This window comes from Oceanobacillus sp. CFH 90083 (assembly GCF_009389585.1).
In the GTDB taxonomy this organism is placed as follows: domain Bacteria; phylum Bacillota; class Bacilli; order Bacillales; family Amphibacillaceae; genus Oceanobacillus.
This window is the reverse complement of sequence record NZ_VIYG01000013.1, coordinates 19720-37906: the sequence shown is the minus strand read 5'-3', so window position 1 is coordinate 37906 and position 18187 is coordinate 19720. Positions and strand designations below refer to the sequence as shown.

Below are 18187 nucleotides of genomic sequence, written 5' to 3'. Positions count from 1 at the left end.
TTTAGATTATATTTTCTTGATTAGTACAAATTAATGATTTAACTCTTAATTCACAGAAGATTTCTTTAATAGATATAACAGAAATCTTGCAACGGAATTATCGAATTGATGTTGTTGCTTATTACTAATAACTTTAATTATAAGGAATATAAATAGTTTATTTTCACAACCTATATTTGAACAAGCGCTTATACTCACTAAAAACAGGGAACCAAAAGCACAAAGCGCCCGTTTAAAAACATAGAGATTGCGCCCTGAACTGTGGGCTGGTTCGACATCAGTCGAACTTCCTTCCCTTAGATATAAAGGAAACACGACGACGATAGGAGTCGATGTTGACTTATCGTAGGGCGTGACGTGAAATCTCCTAGTTTTTGGCGCTTGGAGCTGGACGCGGCTGTTATTCTATAAATAGTTATCTACACGCAAACAATTTTATAATTTCCTGGACAATAAAATGACCATTAAATAAGAAGCTGAGCTCTTAATGGCAAATGATCAGAAGCTTGCGGCAGATATTTCATCACTTCTGCTTCAATAATCTTCATTTTTTGATTAACAAAAATATAGTCCAATCTTAACCTTGGATGATTAGAAGGATACGTGTATCCATGTCTGTGATTAGTTTCATACCATACATCCTTGTATGTATGATGAAGTTTCTTCCACCCTCTTGATCCGGTCCTCATATTGAAATCTCCCATTAGGATAATCGGCTGTGACTGTTTATAAATAGCTTGTTTGATATAATTGATTTGCAGCTGATGAAGATATGGATTAATGCTCAAATGAGTGACATAAACCTTCATTCGCTTCTTATTTACTTCAACTGTCGTGTCCAAAAGTGACCTTCCTTCAACAAGACCAGAAATAAAATGAAAATGAAAAACCTCTTGATGAATGATTGGATATCGGGACAAAAGTACGTTTCCATACTGTCTTTTCGAAGAGGATGACTTGTTCGCTTTTAAAGAAACAGATGAGGCAAAAGCCTTGTCCATATGTAATTGATCGGCAAGAAAGCTGATTTGATCCTCATAGTTGCTCCGCTTCGAAAAATGTTTATCCACCTCATTAAGGCCAATAATATCCGCATCACTTTTTTTAATTACTTCAGCGATTCTTGATAAATCTAATAACTTATCCGTTCCCACACCATGATGAATGTTATATGTCATAACGTTAAGCAGCAAAAAAGCATACCTCCTCATTTGCACAAGCATTATTATTTATTACCTTACCCAATCCGTTTATATAGATACGAAAATTTGGAAAGCATCGAACCGAATATTTTTTGCCGAATTAATAAAAACTAACATAGATTCTAAACGTATTTTTTAGGATCAAATAGATAAACAACGAATAAAAGGAAGGTGAATAGGATGAACAACCGCAACATGATGACTTCACTGCTTGCGCTTGGAGCTGCTGGAGTCGCTGCTTATGGAGTTACAAAGGGAATTCAAAATGGGACATTTCAAAAGCTGCCTCAAACCATTTCAAACGCACTAAATAATCAAAATGTTCAACAATTAACAAAACCCATACAAAATATGATGGGCAACCAAGGCGGTCAACAATTAACAAATGCAGTGCAGCAAGGTGCAAGTAAATTACAGCAAATGGGGAACAATAATCAAAGTATGCAATAGATGGATAAAGCAGAAGGTAATATAACATCTCTTCAAGTGTCACCATCCAATTAAAACACACTACAATAGCCGGATAATTAATTATCCGGCTATTGTAGTGTGTTTTAATTCTGCGTTATTCTTTTCAACCTCAGCATGCAGCTGCAAATCATGGTAGGTGATTTCCGGACGGCTTCCAACTCGGATGTTTACTCCTGTTTGACCTAGCCCTTCACTTATATAAAATGGTCTGCCATCTTGGTAATGTAGTCCTTTAATCATACTCTTTCGAACCAATTCTCCCATTTTTACAAGGTGATACGGTTTAGGCCAATGTATTTGCCCACCGTGAAAATGACCAGACAAAAGATAGTCAAAATCATGATTGGACATTGTAAGAACAATATTCGGGTCGTGGGTTAGAACTAAATTGTAGCCTTTTTGTATCTCTTTATAGGATTTATCTATATTACTGCGACTTGTACTAAAATCATCAATCCCAATGATATTTAAACTTTTCCCGTCAACCTCTATACTTTCATGCTCATTTTGCATCGTTTTAAATCCATATTCATTTAATAATTCTTTTAACTGATTAAAATTTACATCACGCAAAATATAATCATGGTTGCCAAAAACAACATAGGATCCATAAACAGGATTCAACTTATTTAGTACTTCTAAATATGGAACAAGCTTTGGGATGCTTCGTTTTCGATCAAGAAAATCCCCTGTCAAGGCGATAAGATCAATAGGCTGATCTTTCAAATCCGCAAATAACTGTTCTGGTGTAATGGATATGTTTTCAATATGCATATCAGAAATATGAAGTACACGCAATGAAGTGGAATCAGTTGATGAAAAATCTTTTCCTAGTTTAATATGATTGATTGCTACCGAATGTGTATTCTTATAACCTTTATATAGAAAGCACCCTATTAGTGCTGTAAATATAGTGATGACGAAATATAACATTTTTCCCCCTCCTATCCAACATTATAATAAAATTCAGGTAGAATTTTCAGTTGTAATTTATGGATAAAGAGGTGGATTTCATACATTTTTTGCTAACACATCCAATTTTAAACATATTTATGGACTTACAGAAGGTTTTGACTACAATTTTGGTTGACTATTCCCCCTGTACATGACGTCTTGCTGTCTATCTATGCAGAATTCGTCTTCTATTAACCCTTCTGATATTTGTTAAATAACTGATCCTTTGACATGAATAAATACATAGGAGTTGTTATTTTTTTCTTTATTTTATTGCACGATAATAAATAAATTGGTAAAAGAGCGATTTGTTTAAACAATTTGTAGTATCGGTTATGAATAGGATAAATTTCAAATCCTAATTTCTTACAACCTCTATGCAACATTGTGATACCAACTAACCCTTTAATTTCATTCGTATAACCTCTTTTTTGAATATAATAGATGACTTCTGGAAGTGATTCCTGTACATTCTTATAAATTGTTAATGCTCTTCTAACTTCATTACCATTGTTTTGGGTTTGCCCTAATATTTTAATATTGTGTAAATGAATTTTTAGAAGTAAATCGTTTTTATTAATTTCTGTGCCATCCGATAACGTTATTTTTCTTCCTTTGTATTTTGTTAAACGGACACGCATAATTGTCCGATTGCCAAATTTACTTTCAACATAATCTAAACGCGTAAAATGGAAATAAATTGGATCAATGACATTCCAAAGAAAAAGTCCCGTTTTTCTAAAATTAATACTCATTCTGTTCCCCCTCTTAATGATATAAGTGACAGCTTTATTTTTAATTAAACGTTGCTCAACTATTACCGGAAAAATTAGGTATCACGAATCAAAATTCTTTTATTTCACAAACTACATCTTGAAGGAGGCGAAAGCGTGATGTACAGGATTTTATTTATGCCTTTTTTACAAATTCCCTCAGGACATCATCATGTTGCTGATACGATAAAAAATCAATTAAATCAATCATCAAACGACTATCATTTTGAAAAAGTGGAAATGTTATCACATTGTTATGGTAAGGTGGAAATGTTTACTTCTTCCTTTTATTTACAATGGATTGATAAGTTTCCAAGGGTATATAGCAAAATTTATAAAGCTGTCGTAAAAAGAAGAAAAAGCAGCAAAAGCTATTATATATACGAAGTCTTATTTTTGAATAAAATAAAAAATTTAATTAAACAAACCAAGCCGGATATAATTATTTGTACACATGCCCTGCCATCCTACCTTCTAAACCGGTTAAAAAAAGAGAAGATATGGACTGAACCAGTTATTAATGTGTACACCGATTATTTTATAAATGACTTGTGGGGAATGGAACGTATCGACTATCACTTCGTACCTAGTTTGTACCACAAGCAGGAATTGATAATACGCGGAATAAAACCGAAGCAAATTTTCGTTACAGGAATTCCTATTGATTCCACATTTAAAAAGGAAATAAAAACATCCAAAAATAATGACAAATTGAATATTTTGATAAGCGGAGGTAACATGGGTGCTGGTTCCATTCAACAGCTGCTGCAAACTTTAAATCCCTCAGGTTCTATTCTTTATAAAGTATTATGTGGAAAAAATGAAATGTTATTTCAACATATAGAGCAGCTAAATTATCCATTCATTAAACCGCTTCCTTACCTAAATTCAAAAGAAGAAATGAATCAATTATACGATGAAGTAGATGCAATTATTACTAAACCTGGGGGCGTAACTATCTCAGAATGTTTGTGGAAAAAAATCCCTATATTTGTATTTGAGGCATTACCCGGACAGGAGGAATTCAATTTAAATTATTTGAAAAGTCAAGGGTTAATATTTCATTTAGATAATTGGAATTCAGTAAGTAACATAGAGGATACGATAACTGATATTTTAATGAACGATGTGTCGGATTTTAATAAACGTTTAGAGGCCTTTTGTAAGTGTCTTGAAAAAACCGATGTTTCGAAAATAATAGAAAAAATATTAATGTCTTAAAAATTGGATTTAATTTTTTATCAGAATTCAGAGGTGTTGAATGAAGAAAAAAATACGGCGTACTGTTACTTACCTGCTTCTGTCTGCTTGCTTTTTCGTACAACTCCAAGAGCAAGTGAATGCGAAAAATCGATTTGACTATGAAAAAGATGGAGATATTTTTTGGGATACTGAAACTGACGAAAAAGTAATTGCCTTAACGTTTGATGATGGTCCGCACTCAAAGTATACTCCTGCAATGCTGGATATTTTAGCGGATTACGGGGCAAAAGCTACTTTTTTCGTTCTTGGCGCCCATGCGGAAAAATTTCCAGATATTCTTTACCGGCAATTTTCAGAGGGGCATGAAATTGGTAATCATACTTACGACCACACAACAAATCTAAACAAACTCCGTCAGGAAATGAAGGAGACTTCAGATATCATCTATGCCATAACAGGTACCCGGCCAAAGCTCTTCCGGCCTGTTGGCGGTGATTATAGTGATACGATTGTTCGTATAGCTAAAGAAAATCAGTTGTCCGTTGTTTTATGGTCCTGGGATCAGGATACAAAAGATTGGAGCGACACGGATTATAAAGCCATTGCAGACCATGTCATCCAGAATGTTTCTCCGGGAGATGTTGTTCTTTTTCATGATGCAGGGGGTAACAGAGAAGAAACGGTAAAAGCTCTTCCGCTTATTCTGGATTACCTGACCGAAAATGAGTATGAAATGATTACAGTATCGGAAATGATCGAGAAAGATGAAAAATTAAAAAGAAATGAATAAGGCTGGAATAGGAATTCCGGCCTTAACCGTTTGAAAAGCGGCATATTTCTAACTTATTCAAAGCTTTTTATAGTCAATCGCAATCATTTGATGCTCACCCTCTCTTATCACGAATAATCATGGAATTCTCCATTATATGCGTTTTGACGTCATTTCTGCTTATGTTAATCTAATATGGTAAGAAAAAATCCATGCGGGAGGTGAGAGCATTAATACAAATACAACCAAAGAAATGACATTAACTGTTGAAATGGAATCTGATTTTCATTTTCGTGAGCCTTCAAAAGATGATGGGGCATCTGTTTGGGAACTGATTAAAGATACCAAGGTACTTGATCTAAATTCTTCTTACAGTTATTTAATGTGGTGTGATATCTTTTCTGAAACCTCCATCGTTGCAGAAAAAGACGGGAAGACACTCGGATTCATTTCCGGGTATAAAAATCCGAATAATCCGAATAAACTATTTATCTGGCAGGTTGCTGTAGATGCTTCTGCTCGGGGTAACGGATTAGCAACGAAAATGCTTTATCAGCTATTAAAGCGCAGAGCTTGTAAAGAGATTAATTATGTAGAAGCAACCGTTTCTCCATCCAATCACCCTTCCCAATCTTTATTTAAAGGTCTCGCTAAAAAGCTTGATACGGGTTGTCATATCAGAGATTACTTCATAACAGAAGATTTTCCGGATGAAGAGGAAGAACACGAAGATGAGTTATTATTTACAATTGGACCGATTGCTACAAAAAATAAATAATCAAAGGAATGATTTCATTGACAACAGCAACATTAAATGATGCGAAAATGAAAACGTTTGAAGAATTAGAATCAGAAGTAAGGAGCTACAGCCGAGGGTGGCCTACAGTTTTTGAAAAATCAAAAGGTTACAAGCTGTGGGATACAGATGGAAACGAATATATTGATTTCTTTGCAGGCGCAGGTACATTGAATTATGGTCACAATGATGATGTCATGCAGAAGAAATTAATTGAATATATTAAAAATGACGGTATTATTCATAGCCTGGATATGGGAACTATACCACGAAAAGAGTTTTTGGAGCGCTTTACCAATGTAATTCTTCAGCCCCGTCATCTGGATTATAAAATTATGTTTCCAGGCCCTACCGGTACGAACACCGTAGAAAGTGCGCTCAAAATTGCCAGAAAGGTCACTGGCCGGGAGACAGTTATCAGCTTCACCAATGCCTTTCACGGTATGACGATTGGATCGCTTTCTGTGACTGGAAATTCCTTTAAACGCCACGGTGCCGGTGTTCCGTTACATCATGCCGTTTCGATGCCGTTTGATAACTATGTGGAGGATCATGATTCCATTGCTTACCTGGATCGCTTTTTAGAAGACAGTGGCAGTGGTGTAGCATTACCTGCTGCAATCATTCTGGAAACGGTTCAAGGAGAAGGTGGTATAAATGCTGCACGCATGGATTGGCTGAAAAAGGTAGAAAAGCTTTGCAGACGCTGGGATATCCTTCTGATTGTAGATGATGTACAGGCTGGAAATGGACGGACCGGCACCTTCTTCAGCTTTGAACCGGCAGGAATTGAGCCGGATGTGGTCTGCCTGTCTAAATCAATTGGAGGAATTGGGCTGCCTATGGCAATTACGTTAATTAAGCCAGAATATGACAAGTGGGGACCTGGCGAGCACAACGGAACCTTCCGAGGTAACAATATGGCATTTATTGCCGCAACAGAAGCTCTGAAAAATTGGGAAAATGATGATTTCAGCAACGACATACAAGAAAAAAGTGCATTTTTGAAAAAAGAAGTACACCGTCTCATTGAAAGATATCCGGAATTAAAAGGAGAAGCCAGGGGCAGAGGTCTTATGCAGGGTATTGCAATCGAAAAAGAAGGTTTAGCAAGTGAAATTTGTGCGGAAGCATTTAACAACGGACTGATTGTGGAAACCTCTGGTCCTGACGATGAAGTAGTAAAATTCCTGCCGCCGCTGATTATTGATCGGGAAGGTTTGGAAAAAGGCTTGAAAATCTTAGAAGAGAGCATAAAATATGTACTAAAACAATAAAGTAAAGAATCCGTTTATAGAGAGGAGAATAAACAAATGATTGTAAAATCACTGGAGGATTTAATTGGTACAGAGGATGAAACAAAATCAGAAAACTGGGAAAGCCGCCGTTTTATTCTAAAGAAAGATGGGGTCGGCTTTAGCATGAATGATACGATCATTAAAGCAGGTACAGACAATTTCTTCTGGTATAAAAACCATATTGAAGCAGTTTATTGTATCGAGGGTGAAGGAGAAATTGAAAAAGTGTCCACGGGTGATGTATACCAAATTAAACCAGGAACCATGTATCTTCTAGATGAAAATGATAAGCATCGCCTCCGCGCACGTACCAAGATGCGTATGGTATGTGTATTCAATCCGCCTTTAGTGGGAACGGAAACACATAATGAAGAGGGATACTATCCGCTTTTAACAGAATAATTAACCTTAAAATCATCTGATGCTGGAAAATTCTCCAGACAGATGATTTTTTCATGGGCAATAAAATAAATGACAGGACTATCATGGCATAGATTTATTCCTTAACGATTCTCTCCCCTCTCACTTCCTCCATGTGATTCCATTTTTTACACTTCAATCTCCTCTCGATATAGCTTATTCCTATAGCAAACGATACATTTTTACAATTACCTTATAACTACTATTTCATGGTAAGATTCTTTTTAACCCTTACACTTCGATCATTTAAACGAAAGGATGTTTTAAAAATATGCGAACCGTTCAAACAACACAGGTTTTAGGTAACAGCAAATTTAATAAATTTCATTTACTTATTTTTCTTTGGTGCTTTTTCACCATTGCTTTTGATGGCTTTGATGTTGCCATCTACGGAATCGGGCTGCCATTAATGATGGAGGATTTTAATATCAGCAGAGTGGAAGCTGGAGCAATCAGCAGCTACACCTTGATCAGTGCGATGATTGGCACATTCCTGCTAGGTTCTATTTCAGATATTATTGGCCGTAAAAAGGCAATCGCTATTTGCCTCGTATTATTTAGTCTATTCACCTTTTTAGCAGGCTTCGCGCAGGATCCTACCCTATTTATGATCATGCGGGTGATAGCGGCCTTGGGCTTAGGCGGAATCATGCCGATCCTTGTTGCAATTATGGGTGAATATTCTCCGGTTAAGAAGCGGGCATTAACAATTGCTACGATGTATTGCGGCTATTCGATTGGTGCAATTATTGCCTCTTTAATAGGCATGTATTTAATGGAAATGATGGGCTGGAGGCTATTATATTGGATTAGTATTATCCCCCTATTAGCATTGCCATGGTTCTTAAAGCAATTTCCCGAATCCGTCTCTTATTATCTTTCTAAGAAAAAAGGAGATAAAATTGCTGAGATTTTAAATAAAATTAATCCGGCCGGCAACTATCAGGCATCCGATAACTTCGAATATGAAACATTCAAAGAAAGTACAAAGGAATTTCCAATTAAAAAGGTATTCTCCAATAACCGGACCAGCAGCACCATTGCTTTTTGGATTGCAGTGACCTGCTCCATGCTCGTTATTTCCGGATTGACAACCTGGCTGCCGCAAATTATGGTAGAATCGGGACACGGGCTGACGTCCAGCTTATCCTTCAATTTAATGCTCGCTGTCGGTCAAATTTCCGGTTCGATCTTTGGAGGCATGTTAGTCAGCAGACTGGGACATCGTTCCGTCTTAATCCTGATGTTTTTTATCGGTTCACTATGTTTTGTATTATTAAGTATTACATCCAATTCTCTCCTTTTATATTTAATTATTACATTAACAGGTGCCTGCACAGTAGGAACACAGAATTTAGTGAACCCGTATATTTCGGAATTTTACCCGAGAGAAATTCGGACGACTGGCTTAAGTATAGCCGTTGGTGTCGGACGAATCGGCGGGATTATGGCACCAGTAGCGATTGCTCTGCTGCTGACAACCAATTTAGACCCGCAGCATGCATTTATGGCCTTTGCGGTTCCAAGTCTGATTGGAGCCATTTGCTTTATTACCGTCCGGGAAAAGCATGCCAGCTTTGATCGGGTTGTACCGGTGAAAAAACATAAAATCGCATAAAGTAAGCTGTCATTCCGGGTGAAGGTCCTTTATTTCATCAGGAATGGATCTGCAATAAATCTCTTAGCACAATTTAAAAAGCCCGCTTCGTATAATGTATCGAAGCGGCTTTTTATAAGTGGCATTTACTGTTGGAAACAGGTATTAAACGGCTTCTCATTACTTCACAGCCATAACCCCCGTCAATATATCGGTCTGTGTTAAACTGATAATCTGCTCTTTTTCAAGAGACACCTCTTGTTGTTCTAATAACCGGTCAGATTGTGCTTGAATAATCGCTTTAACCATCTCTTCCGGCCATTGATTAACACGTTCATTGACTAATATCGGATAATGATTCTTAATAGCTTCCTTTAGATAGGCTGAATCAAATACAAATTGATGTTCCACTAATTTTTGGTAGATCATTTCTGCTATTTCCTCTGCCGTATAAAAATCAAATACAGTCTCATCACTTATTTGTTCCAGCAGTTTGGGAGCAACGGATTTTAATACATTTATTTCCGAAGCTTTTCCAGAAATAATGATTACTAATTCCTGATTAGAAAAAGTATCCTCTAATAATGCTCTGAGATTGGTATTATATTCAATTCCATTCAGCTGATCTATCCACAATAAACCGCTATTTATCTGATCTGAATTGCTTAATGATGTCATTTCAGATAACCGGAAGTATTCACCTTCCTTTATTACCCCGGCTTTCGTAAGCAGCTTTTGGGTTTGCTCAAAAAATGGCGTTAAATCATCCATTCCTTTTTGCAGCCATAGCAGTTTCCATTTCCGATTCATCGAAATCCCCTGTGCAGAGCGAATCTTATATATAGTTATTTCTTTCAAAAGTTTTTTCATGGATTCTTTATAGGCTGTCGGACCAATCAAGCTGTCAATCTGCATCGATTCTTTTTCCTTCAGTTGTGCTTCTTTCTTCTCCTTTTCGAAAGGAACAACCGGATTAACCGGCAAAAATCCCGGTGCCTTTCCTGCAATATCGTAATGCGGAATAACCATATGCGGTGAATGGATTAAATTCGATGAAAATCGGCTGCTTTTATCCTTCTCCAGCCAGGCTCTTACACTTGGATCATTAAATTGAACTTTTGCATCTGTTCCTGCTAATAATTTAAAGTGGACAGGTTCCTTTTCGATATTTCTAAATGTTAAAAAAGTCATATCAATCACACTATCCATCGAAAAAATCCCTCCGGAAAGCTGTAGTGAACTGGCATGCAGACTGCTTCGCTCCCGCAAAGAAATGGATGCTGTCTTATCAATGACCTCTATACTATCCAGTGCCACTCTGGCATTAGCAATGAAAATAGCTGCATCTACTGCTTTTGGTATATCTGAGTTTGCTTCATAGGTCGGCGAGCTGTTCAGATTATTATTTTCCAGATAGCTGTTGCGGATATCTGCCTCACCATCTTGAATGATCACCGCATTTTTATAGCAATTTTTTATCGTCAGCTGATTGGCATTTAAAATAGATTTCTGTACATAGACACCTGTATTTACTGCATCAAATGTCACATCATCCAGGTATGCGCTTTGAACGTCATCTAAATAGACAGCATCATGGAGTGAACCCTTAAGGCTTGTACCCTCCAGATGCAGGCTCCCTTGTTCCTTCATAAAAATAACCGGATAATTTTTTTCATGTTCATCCACACAATGATCAAACAAGCTATTTCTTATTATTACATTGGATTGTTCCCCAGCACTGACAGCATTATATTCCAGCTGAGTCATTTTGATATTTTCCAGTTTCACAGCAGATTGTTTTCGAATATAGATGCCCATAAACAGTTTTTTGAAAAAAGTATTGGAAGCCTCGAGTTGTGACTGATAAACTTGGATTCCATCAAACAGAGAATCTTGGATATGTACATCATCCAGCTTCACGACAGAATTATTTGTTATATAAACAGCAGGATAGCCTGCCTTCTTGTCTTTTTTCTTTATCTCACAGAAGTTTTTCATTTCCGCTTTTTCAACCGTTAATTCACTATGGTTCACTCGAAGCACATCGCGATAGGTATGATTGGTCGAAAGTGTGTTAATATAGCCTTTACTATTATCCTCGAGAATGACAGCCACACCGCCGCCAGTCATACTTATCTCTTTTAAATCAAGCTCTGCTTCTTTTGCAAAAATTCCATAACTGCTTGGATTTTTGATCGTCAGCTTCTCAGCAGTAAGCTTGCTGCCTAAGCAGGCATATATCCCAAAGCCTTTCACATTACAACCCTCAAGCGTTATCACAGATTCCTCAACATGCAGTGAATTGGATGTGTGACCAATAAGGGTGCTGTTTTTCACATGCACCTTTGATTCCAAACCTACCCACAGCGCCGGATAAGTTGTCTTTACATCCTGATAATTTTCCCCTTCAATCTGACAATCTTCCATTTTAACTTCAGAGGTTTCCTTTACATAGATGGCGTTTGTATGACCCTCCTGCTGAAAGCTGATCCCCTGAAGTGACAGTTTTGCATCTACTGTCTTTATTAATGGAATATTTTTAGTCCCTGAAATTACTACTGATCCTTTTCCTATCAACGTAATATCTCTGCCATCCAATACCAGGTTTTCTTTATATTCACCACCTTCAATATAAACTGTTCCGCCATCTATAACAGCCTCTATCCCTTGCTGTATCGTCCTATATTTATTAAAAAGTCCGCCTTTTTTTACTACTACTGAATCTTTCATATGACGTCTTTCCTTTCTAAGAGGTTTCATAAAAATAATCAATGGTCTCCAGGTTATGCATTAACTCTATTTCTCCAACTTTTATAGCATTTTCAAATCTAAATGCAGAATCGGATAATCTCTCCCCTGACCATCATGTTTTGATTCACTGATTATTTGGAATCCATTTTTAAGATAAAAAGCTGCCGCTGCTTGATTATCCTTATTTACATCGACGGATTTCACACTATCCTTTTTTATTAAATGTTTTAAAATACTGCTGCCATACCCTTTGCCTGTCTGCTCAGGATCTAAGAACAGCATTTCTAACTGACCGTCATTCACACCTGAAAATCCAAGCAACCTTTCATCTTGATACCACATTTTCATATCTAATTGCGGAAAATAAGCAGGAATCTCCGCTTTAATCGCAACTCTATCTTCTGGCTTTAAAAAATCATGTGTTGCCAAAACGGATTTCTCCCACAATAGAATTAAGCTGGTATAATCTTCATTTGTCACCCTTTTCCATTTCATTATATCTTTCCTCCATTTCTAAAAACATTGGAGCATAGTAACATATTAATACCCTTTATTGTATTATACAAAACAAACCAAAACATGCCTTGCATCGCCGGCAAGACATGTTTTTGCTATACATTTATATTCGATTCATATTTATTTTTTGTGAGCTTAGATAGGGTAAATACTGCTAAAACAAGCAGTATAACCGTTAATAATACTGTCCATGGGCTGCCAGTCATCCCAGCAACAATAAATCCGATTAACGCAATTACTGCATTGGTCAACGCATATGGAAACTGTGTTTTCACATGATCAATATGATCTGAGCCAGCTCCGGTTGATGATAAAATACTCGTATCAGAAATCGGCGAGCTGTGATCTCCAAAAATCCCACCTGATAGTACAGCACCGATGCAGACAAGCAGCTGTGCATCAAGCGCTACTGCCATTGGAATAGCAATCGGAAGCATAATCGCAAATGTTCCCCATGAAGAACCGGATGCTAAAGAAACAATTGCTCCAATAACAAACAGCAACGCTGGTATAATAAATGCCGGAACTCTCCCCTGCATTAATTCTACAATATAATTTGCTGTCCCCATCTCACCAATCACTGTCCCGAGCGACCATGCAAGTACAAGTGTCACAGCAACATAGACCATCTTCTGCATTCCGGAAGTATAAATATCAAAAATCTCTCCAAACTTTTTCAAACGGAAAACCATTAATAAAATAAAAATAGTAATTGCTGCAAATAAGTAAGCAGTTATTAAAGATACCCGGAAATCATTTCCATCTACCGGTTCAAAAGGAAAACCTTTTGTTGATAGTAAGCCGAATAAAGTAATAAACAATACCAATAAAGGCAGCCAAATTAAAATAGCTTTACTTTCTTGATTGGCATCTGCTTCATTGTCTGACCTGCGCAGCGGTTTGGAATTCTCCCAATACAACTGACCAGTCTCTCTAATTCTTCGTTCTGCTTTAGCCATAGACCCAAAATCTAATTTTAAAACAGCCATCAACGGTACCATTAAAACTGCTAAAATAGCATAGAACTGAAACGGAATAACTTGCACAAATGTGTCAAATTCTGATGCCGTAATTCCCAATCCGTCAAATTCACTCTTGATCAGCCCCATGATATATACTCCCCAGCCAATAAAAGGGATTAATACCGCAACTGGTGAAGATGTAGAATCAATGATATACGCTAATTTTTCTCTGGATATTCTTGCTTTATCAAAGATTTTTTCAAAAATAGGTCCAACAATTAAAGGTGTACCTAAATCTGAGAAGAAAATAATCAACCCGCCGCACCAGGCGGACAGCTGTGCTTTTACCCTGGAGTTAATAGATTTAACTGTCTTTGCAGCAAGTGCGGCTCCACCTCCTGACTTTTCCACTAAGGCAACAAAGCCGCCAATAAAAAACAACAGTACAAGCACAGCTGCATTGTAGCCATCCGCTACTTGCGGAAATAAGAAATTACCTATTGTTTCTGTTGTCGCCGTTAATGGATTTCCCCCTACAATAATAAGAACACCAGCAAAAGTTCCTAAAAATAATGAAATAATAACGTTTTTTGTAATAATCGCTAAAATAACTGCCAAAACTGGTGGAAGAAGCGCTAACCATCCCATGTGTTCCATCTTTTTCCCTTCTCTCCTGATACATTTACCATACGATTTACGAATGAATGATATCTGTAATAAATATTCATTGTCTACTTTATGTAATATCATAAAACAAATATGGATTCCTAACTATAATAATTGCTAATCAATATACTATATACGCTCCCTATTTTACCACGGAAAGGAGAAAAATAAATGAATCCAAATAACTAATAATTATTCGTGGTTCTGAATAATTATTAGTTATTTTCTCTTTATTATAGAAGCAGTCATCTACATATGATGGTTTTTTCCAGAATAAAATGAATAAATATAGTAAAGCGGTCAAAAATACAGATGTATCGACACAGGTTTCCTTCTATTGTTTGTGAACAATACAGGTGCAGTATGATTGTCATCACATAAAGATGTTTGATTTGCTGCAATGTTTAACTTTCCGGTTCTGACAACAACAGACTAACTTTGCAATACAATTAAAAAGGAGTGATCTAAATGGGCAGAGATGAGCATAAAAAGAGAAAAAATAATGATTTATCACAAACTCCTCAAAATCAAAAAACAGATGGTATTGATGTCGAATTTTCAGATGAACTTGCTGATGCAGAAGATAGAGAAGCTCAAGCAAGAAGCCGCGCTGCTGATAAACGGGCACATGAGAAATAATTCATAGCGCAACAAAGCGATTCATAACTAAATGGAATCGCTTTGTTGTGCTTCCCCCTTTATTTCCACTGCCCTCCCCGCATATTTCCGTTGAATTCAGGAAAAATTATACTTAGGAGGGATGGTTCTATGGAGAATGGCTTTTTATCTATTGAAGAGTTTGATGCGCTGATTCAACAATGGAACGGAAAAAGAATCAAAATTACCAAACACGAAATAGATGATATCGATCAAACGATAATAAATCTGCAAAGTATATCCTATGACCAGAACATACGCAGAATCGACAGCTATATACCAAAACACAGTTTACTTTTGAACGGTGACGGGCAAATAGAAATATTGACTGCGATGGACAATGAGCCACTTCCATCATCTAATTATGAAATCCCCTTACAGGAGGATTCCTTATATGAATTTAATGGCAAAAAATTTTTTATTACAACAGATCGGGGAGTCTATAAGATTGAATTGACTTAAACAACAATAAAGGGCTGTACAGCCCTTTATTGTTGTTAAGAAATAATCATTTCTTTTAAAAATACAGGTACTGTGTCATTTTTACGGATAGCTTTTCGTTTACCAATAATTGAATATCAAATCTTTTTAAGTATACTGCTTTATCCCTCTTTAAAGAATTCAGATTGTAGGATACTCATTCTTAACCTGTCAACAAATCCATCACCTCTTTTACGGTCTTCTCTTAGAACGCCTTCCTCTACAAAACCCGATCTTTTATATGACTTAATCGCTCTTTGATTATCCATATCTACTCTTAACCAAATTTTATGGAGATTTAATCCCTGAAATCCCCATTGCAGCATAGCCATCATGGCAGCTATTCCATATCCTCTCCCCCAAAATTCTCTCTCCCCAATAGTAATTCCCAGTTCAGCTTGCTTATTGAATGTATCAATATTTTTTAAATCCACCCAGCCAATGTGCTTTCCATTACCAGTGAGAATTGCTTTTTGTTCATAACCATTTGTTTTATCTATACATTTTCTAATCCAATTCTCTGTCTCTTCCATAGTGAATGGCGGGGATGTATCAGGAACATTTAAAAATCTTGTTACTTCTTTATCTAAGCACCACCTGTAACGATCTGCTGCGTCCTCCAGCTTTAACTCCCTCCATTTTACTTCCGGCAGATTCATTATCCATTCCCTTCTTTCTATTTTAAATAAAACTTGGCAAGCCAAGCCTGAAAGGCGCGGGATTGCCTTAGTTGCGCTTATACTTGGCACCTAAAAATTTTTACTACGTCAAATCACTTCTGTGGGACTGCGATTACTCGTCCCATCAAAAACCGTCGCTAAAATTTTATACTTTCCTAATGTGTAAAATAAGAAATTTGTTTTTCACTGCAATACCTGGAACCTAGAGGAGATAGAATTCCTGTGCTGACACAGTATTCCTGCCGTTTTCCCGGATATTTTCAGATGATTCATCAACAGCCCTTGTCTGACAAAATTAAGAAAACATCTGCTACAATAAAGTTAGATTATAAAGCAAAATTCCCTAAGGAAGTTAATTTCTATCAGTTGAAAGCACCTCCTGTTTTCAAGATGATTATAACATTTTAAAGAAACAATTAGTTGATAATAAAGGAAGGGAAACCGATGATACATAAACAAACGAAACGGCCTATTGTACTGATTGCTCTGGTATTATCTATGTTTATGTCGGCGATTGAAGGAACAATTATCGCCACCGCTATGCCAGACATTGTGTCCGACTTAGGCGGATTTACGTTGTACAGCTGGGTCTTTTCCAGCTTTTTATTAATGCAGGCAGTGACAATTATGATATACGGCAAACTGGCTGACTTATTTGGCCGCAAGCCTGTCTTTATCATAGGTGTTATTATCTTTTTGACTGGTTCCTTATTATGCGGATTGGCAGAATCAATGACTGCCCTTATTATCTTCCGGCTTATTCAGGGGTTGGGTGCCGGGGCGATTAACCCGATGGTAACAACCATGGTCGGAGATATGTATAACATAGAAGAACGCGCTAAAGTACAAGGTTATTTGGCAAGTGTCTGGGGAATATCCTCCGTTGCCGGGCCACTATTAGGGGGAATGATTGTCCAATACATGGATTGGGCCTGGATATTCTGGCTTAATATCCCTATAGGTCTAATCGGTTTAACCGGGGTTATCTTCTTCTTTCATGAAAAAGTGGATAAAGAAAAGAAAACCATCGATTATCTTGGCACAGGCTTCTTCTTTATAGCGATATCTTCGCTGATTATCATCTTTGTTCAAGCCGGAACAAATTGGGCCTGGATGTCTCTGAAAACACTTGGACTGATCATCCTGTTTGTCATTTGTATCTCTTTATTTATATGGCAGGAGAAAAGATGTACTGCACCAATGATGGCTTTAGATTTATGGAAAAATAAATTAATGGTCATTGCCAATATCGCCACCCTGCTCTCCGGCATGATTACTTTAGGTTTAACCAGCTTCCTTCCTACTTATGTACAGGGAGTAATGGGAGAATCTGCTATTGTTGCCGGTTTTACTTTAAGTACCCTATCCATTGGCTGGCCTATTTCTTCCACCATTGCCGGACACCTGGTATTACGGATCGGTTTTCGCAAAACAGCATTTCTAGGTGGTATCGCATTATTTGCCGGCACGTTTCTCTTTTTCTTGCTTGATGCGGAAAAAGGGCCCATTTATGCCGGTTTCAGTTCTTTTATCGTCGGAATTGGTATGGGGCTGACTTCGACAACCTTTATTGTTGCCATTCAAAATAATGTATCCTGGCAAGTAAGAGGTTCGGCTACATCTTTAAATATGTTTATGCGCATTATTGGCAGCGCGATTGGTACTGCTCTCTTAGGCGGTATCCTGAATCTGCGCCTGCACCAATATTACCAGCTGCAGGCAATCGATGAGACTATGCCAGATACAGATGCTGTTTTAAATGAAGGCTTGAGAGAAACCATCCCGCCAGATATACTCGCTTTGATGCAGGATGGATTAGCTTATGGATTTCATACCGTGTTCTTCGGTTTGTTTTTAATAGGTAGTCTGACCTTTGTGATTCTATGGTTTTTCCCGAAAGATGTCATATCCGATCAATAAGAGATTTACACTTCATCAGCACCTGAAATGATGATTACAATCGGTATGAACAGGATACTGGAACAGCTTTTT

The 18187-nt window shown here is 37.1% G+C and carries 17 protein-coding genes; 10 read left to right on the top strand and 7 right to left on the bottom strand.

Annotated elements, in window-relative coordinates:
- Positions 1-464: 464 nt before the first annotated feature.
- Entirely contained in the window at positions 465-1193 is a 729-nt protein-coding gene (locus FLK20_RS17110; protein WP_227995107.1) for an endonuclease/exonuclease/phosphatase family protein, read from the bottom strand.
- 189 nt (positions 1194-1382) lie between these two features.
- Between FLK20_RS17110 and FLK20_RS17105 the strand changes: the two genes are divergently transcribed.
- Complete coding sequence (locus FLK20_RS17105) at positions 1383-1652, top strand: hypothetical protein (RefSeq protein WP_152657808.1); 270 nt, start codon at positions 1383-1385, stop codon at positions 1650-1652.
- 81 nt (positions 1653-1733) lie between these two features.
- Here the strand turns inward: FLK20_RS17105 and FLK20_RS17100 are convergent, their stop codons facing one another.
- Together FLK20_RS17100 and FLK20_RS17095 are read right to left on the bottom strand one after the other, a co-directional pair.
- Positions 1734-2606, bottom strand: a complete 873-nt coding sequence (locus FLK20_RS17100) for a metallophosphoesterase (protein WP_152657807.1) — start codon at positions 2604-2606, stop codon at positions 1734-1736.
- A gap of 212 nt (positions 2607-2818) precedes the next feature.
- Complete coding sequence (locus FLK20_RS17095) at positions 2819-3382, bottom strand: YkoP family protein (RefSeq protein ID WP_152657806.1); 564 nt, start codon at positions 3380-3382, stop codon at positions 2819-2821.
- A gap of 138 nt (positions 3383-3520) precedes the next feature.
- Between FLK20_RS17095 and FLK20_RS17090 the strand changes: the two genes are divergently transcribed.
- The 6 genes from FLK20_RS17090 (at position 3521) to FLK20_RS17065 (ending at position 9504) form a co-directional block, all read left to right on the top strand.
- Positions 3521-4621, top strand: coding sequence for an MGDG synthase family glycosyltransferase (locus tag FLK20_RS17090; RefSeq protein WP_152657867.1), 1101 nt, complete (start codon positions 3521-3523; stop codon positions 4619-4621).
- A 40-nt stretch (positions 4622-4661) separates the two neighbouring features.
- Positions 4662-5393 (top strand): polysaccharide deacetylase family protein, encoded by a 732-nt coding sequence (locus tag FLK20_RS17085; protein WP_152657805.1) that lies wholly within the window; start codon positions 4662-4664, stop codon positions 5391-5393.
- Positions 5394-5625: 232 nt separating this feature from the next.
- Positions 5626-6150, top strand: a complete 525-nt coding sequence (gene ectA, locus FLK20_RS17080) for a diaminobutyrate acetyltransferase (protein WP_152657804.1) — start codon at positions 5626-5628, stop codon at positions 6148-6150.
- A gap of 47 nt (positions 6151-6197) precedes the next feature.
- Complete coding sequence (ectB, locus tag FLK20_RS17075) at positions 6198-7445, top strand: diaminobutyrate--2-oxoglutarate transaminase (RefSeq protein WP_152657866.1); 1248 nt, start codon at positions 6198-6200, stop codon at positions 7443-7445.
- A gap of 36 nt (positions 7446-7481) precedes the next feature.
- Positions 7482-7868, top strand: a complete 387-nt coding sequence (locus FLK20_RS17070; protein ID WP_152657803.1) for an ectoine synthase — start codon at positions 7482-7484, stop codon at positions 7866-7868.
- A gap of 289 nt (positions 7869-8157) precedes the next feature.
- A complete protein-coding gene (locus tag FLK20_RS17065; protein ID WP_152657802.1) occupies positions 8158-9504 on the top strand; it encodes an MFS transporter in 1347 nt (448 codons plus the stop codon).
- 159 nt (positions 9505-9663) lie between these two features.
- Here FLK20_RS17065 and FLK20_RS17060 read toward each other — a convergent pair whose 3' ends face one another.
- The 3 genes from FLK20_RS17060 to FLK20_RS17050 all read right to left on the bottom strand — a co-directional run bounded on the left by FLK20_RS17060 (position 9664) and on the right by FLK20_RS17050 (position 14369).
- A complete protein-coding gene (locus FLK20_RS17060; RefSeq protein ID WP_194165660.1) occupies positions 9664-12213 on the bottom strand; it encodes a right-handed parallel beta-helix repeat-containing protein in 2550 nt (849 codons plus the stop codon).
- 81 nt (positions 12214-12294) lie between these two features.
- Positions 12295-12729, bottom strand: a complete 435-nt coding sequence (locus tag FLK20_RS17055; protein WP_152657800.1) for a GNAT family N-acetyltransferase — start codon at positions 12727-12729, stop codon at positions 12295-12297.
- A gap of 116 nt (positions 12730-12845) precedes the next feature.
- Positions 12846-14369: a Na+/H+ antiporter NhaC family protein gene (locus tag FLK20_RS17050; protein ID WP_152657799.1), complete on the bottom strand. Its 1524-nt coding sequence runs from the start codon at positions 14367-14369 to the stop codon at positions 12846-12848.
- 477 nt (positions 14370-14846) lie between these two features.
- Between FLK20_RS17050 and FLK20_RS17045 the strand changes: the two genes are divergently transcribed.
- Positions 14847-15017, top strand: coding sequence for a YfhD family protein (locus FLK20_RS17045; RefSeq protein WP_152657798.1), 171 nt, complete (start codon positions 14847-14849; stop codon positions 15015-15017).
- A 129-nt stretch (positions 15018-15146) separates the two neighbouring features.
- Positions 15147-15497: a protein YmzB gene (ymzB, locus tag FLK20_RS17040; protein WP_152657797.1), complete on the top strand. Its 351-nt coding sequence runs from the start codon at positions 15147-15149 to the stop codon at positions 15495-15497.
- A 140-nt stretch (positions 15498-15637) separates the two neighbouring features.
- On the opposite strand, the gene FLK20_RS17035 is transcribed toward ymzB, so the two are convergent.
- Positions 15638-16174: a GNAT family N-acetyltransferase gene (locus FLK20_RS17035; protein WP_152657796.1), complete on the bottom strand. Its 537-nt coding sequence runs from the start codon at positions 16172-16174 to the stop codon at positions 15638-15640.
- 465 nt (positions 16175-16639) lie between these two features.
- Here FLK20_RS17035 and FLK20_RS17030 point away from each other — a divergent pair, with 465 nt between their 5' ends.
- Entirely contained in the window at positions 16640-18115 is a 1476-nt protein-coding gene (locus tag FLK20_RS17030; protein ID WP_152657795.1) for an MDR family MFS transporter, read from the top strand.
- Positions 18116-18187: the final 72 nt, after the last annotated feature.

Bases quoted from the DNA above. Each gene is read 5' to 3' on its own strand.
- FLK20_RS17105 (WP_152657808.1), top strand. From the start codon at position 1,383: ATGAACAACCGCAACATGATGACTTCACTGCTTGCGCTTGGAGCTGCT.
- FLK20_RS17100 (WP_152657807.1), bottom strand. From the start codon at position 2,606: ATGTTATATTTCGTCATCACTATATTTACAGCACTAATAGGGTGCTTT.
- FLK20_RS17095 (WP_152657806.1), bottom strand. From the start codon at position 3,382: ATGAGTATTAATTTTAGAAAAACGGGACTTTTTCTTTGGAATGTCATT.
- FLK20_RS17090 (WP_152657867.1), top strand. From the start codon at position 3,521: ATGTACAGGATTTTATTTATGCCTTTTTTACAAATTCCCTCAGGACAT.
- FLK20_RS17085 (WP_152657805.1), top strand. From the start codon at position 4,662: ATGAAGAAAAAAATACGGCGTACTGTTACTTACCTGCTTCTGTCTGCT.
- ectA (WP_152657804.1), top strand. From the start codon at position 5,626: ATGACATTAACTGTTGAAATGGAATCTGATTTTCATTTTCGTGAGCCT.
- ectB (WP_152657866.1), top strand. From the start codon at position 6,198: ATGAAAACGTTTGAAGAATTAGAATCAGAAGTAAGGAGCTACAGCCGA.
- FLK20_RS17070 (WP_152657803.1), top strand. From the start codon at position 7,482: ATGATTGTAAAATCACTGGAGGATTTAATTGGTACAGAGGATGAAACA.
- FLK20_RS17065 (WP_152657802.1), top strand. From the start codon at position 8,158: ATGCGAACCGTTCAAACAACACAGGTTTTAGGTAACAGCAAATTTAAT.
- FLK20_RS17060 (WP_194165660.1), bottom strand. From the start codon at position 12,213: ATGAAAGATTCAGTAGTAGTAAAAAAAGGCGGACTTTTTAATAAATAT.
- FLK20_RS17055 (WP_152657800.1), bottom strand. From the start codon at position 12,729: ATGAAATGGAAAAGGGTGACAAATGAAGATTATACCAGCTTAATTCTA.
- FLK20_RS17050 (WP_152657799.1), bottom strand. From the start codon at position 14,369: ATGGAACACATGGGATGGTTAGCGCTTCTTCCACCAGTTTTGGCAGTT.
- FLK20_RS17045 (WP_152657798.1), top strand. From the start codon at position 14,847: ATGGGCAGAGATGAGCATAAAAAGAGAAAAAATAATGATTTATCACAA.
- ymzB (WP_152657797.1), top strand. From the start codon at position 15,147: ATGGAGAATGGCTTTTTATCTATTGAAGAGTTTGATGCGCTGATTCAA.
- FLK20_RS17035 (WP_152657796.1), bottom strand. From the start codon at position 16,174: ATGAATCTGCCGGAAGTAAAATGGAGGGAGTTAAAGCTGGAGGACGCA.
- FLK20_RS17030 (WP_152657795.1), top strand. From the start codon at position 16,640: ATGATACATAAACAAACGAAACGGCCTATTGTACTGATTGCTCTGGTA.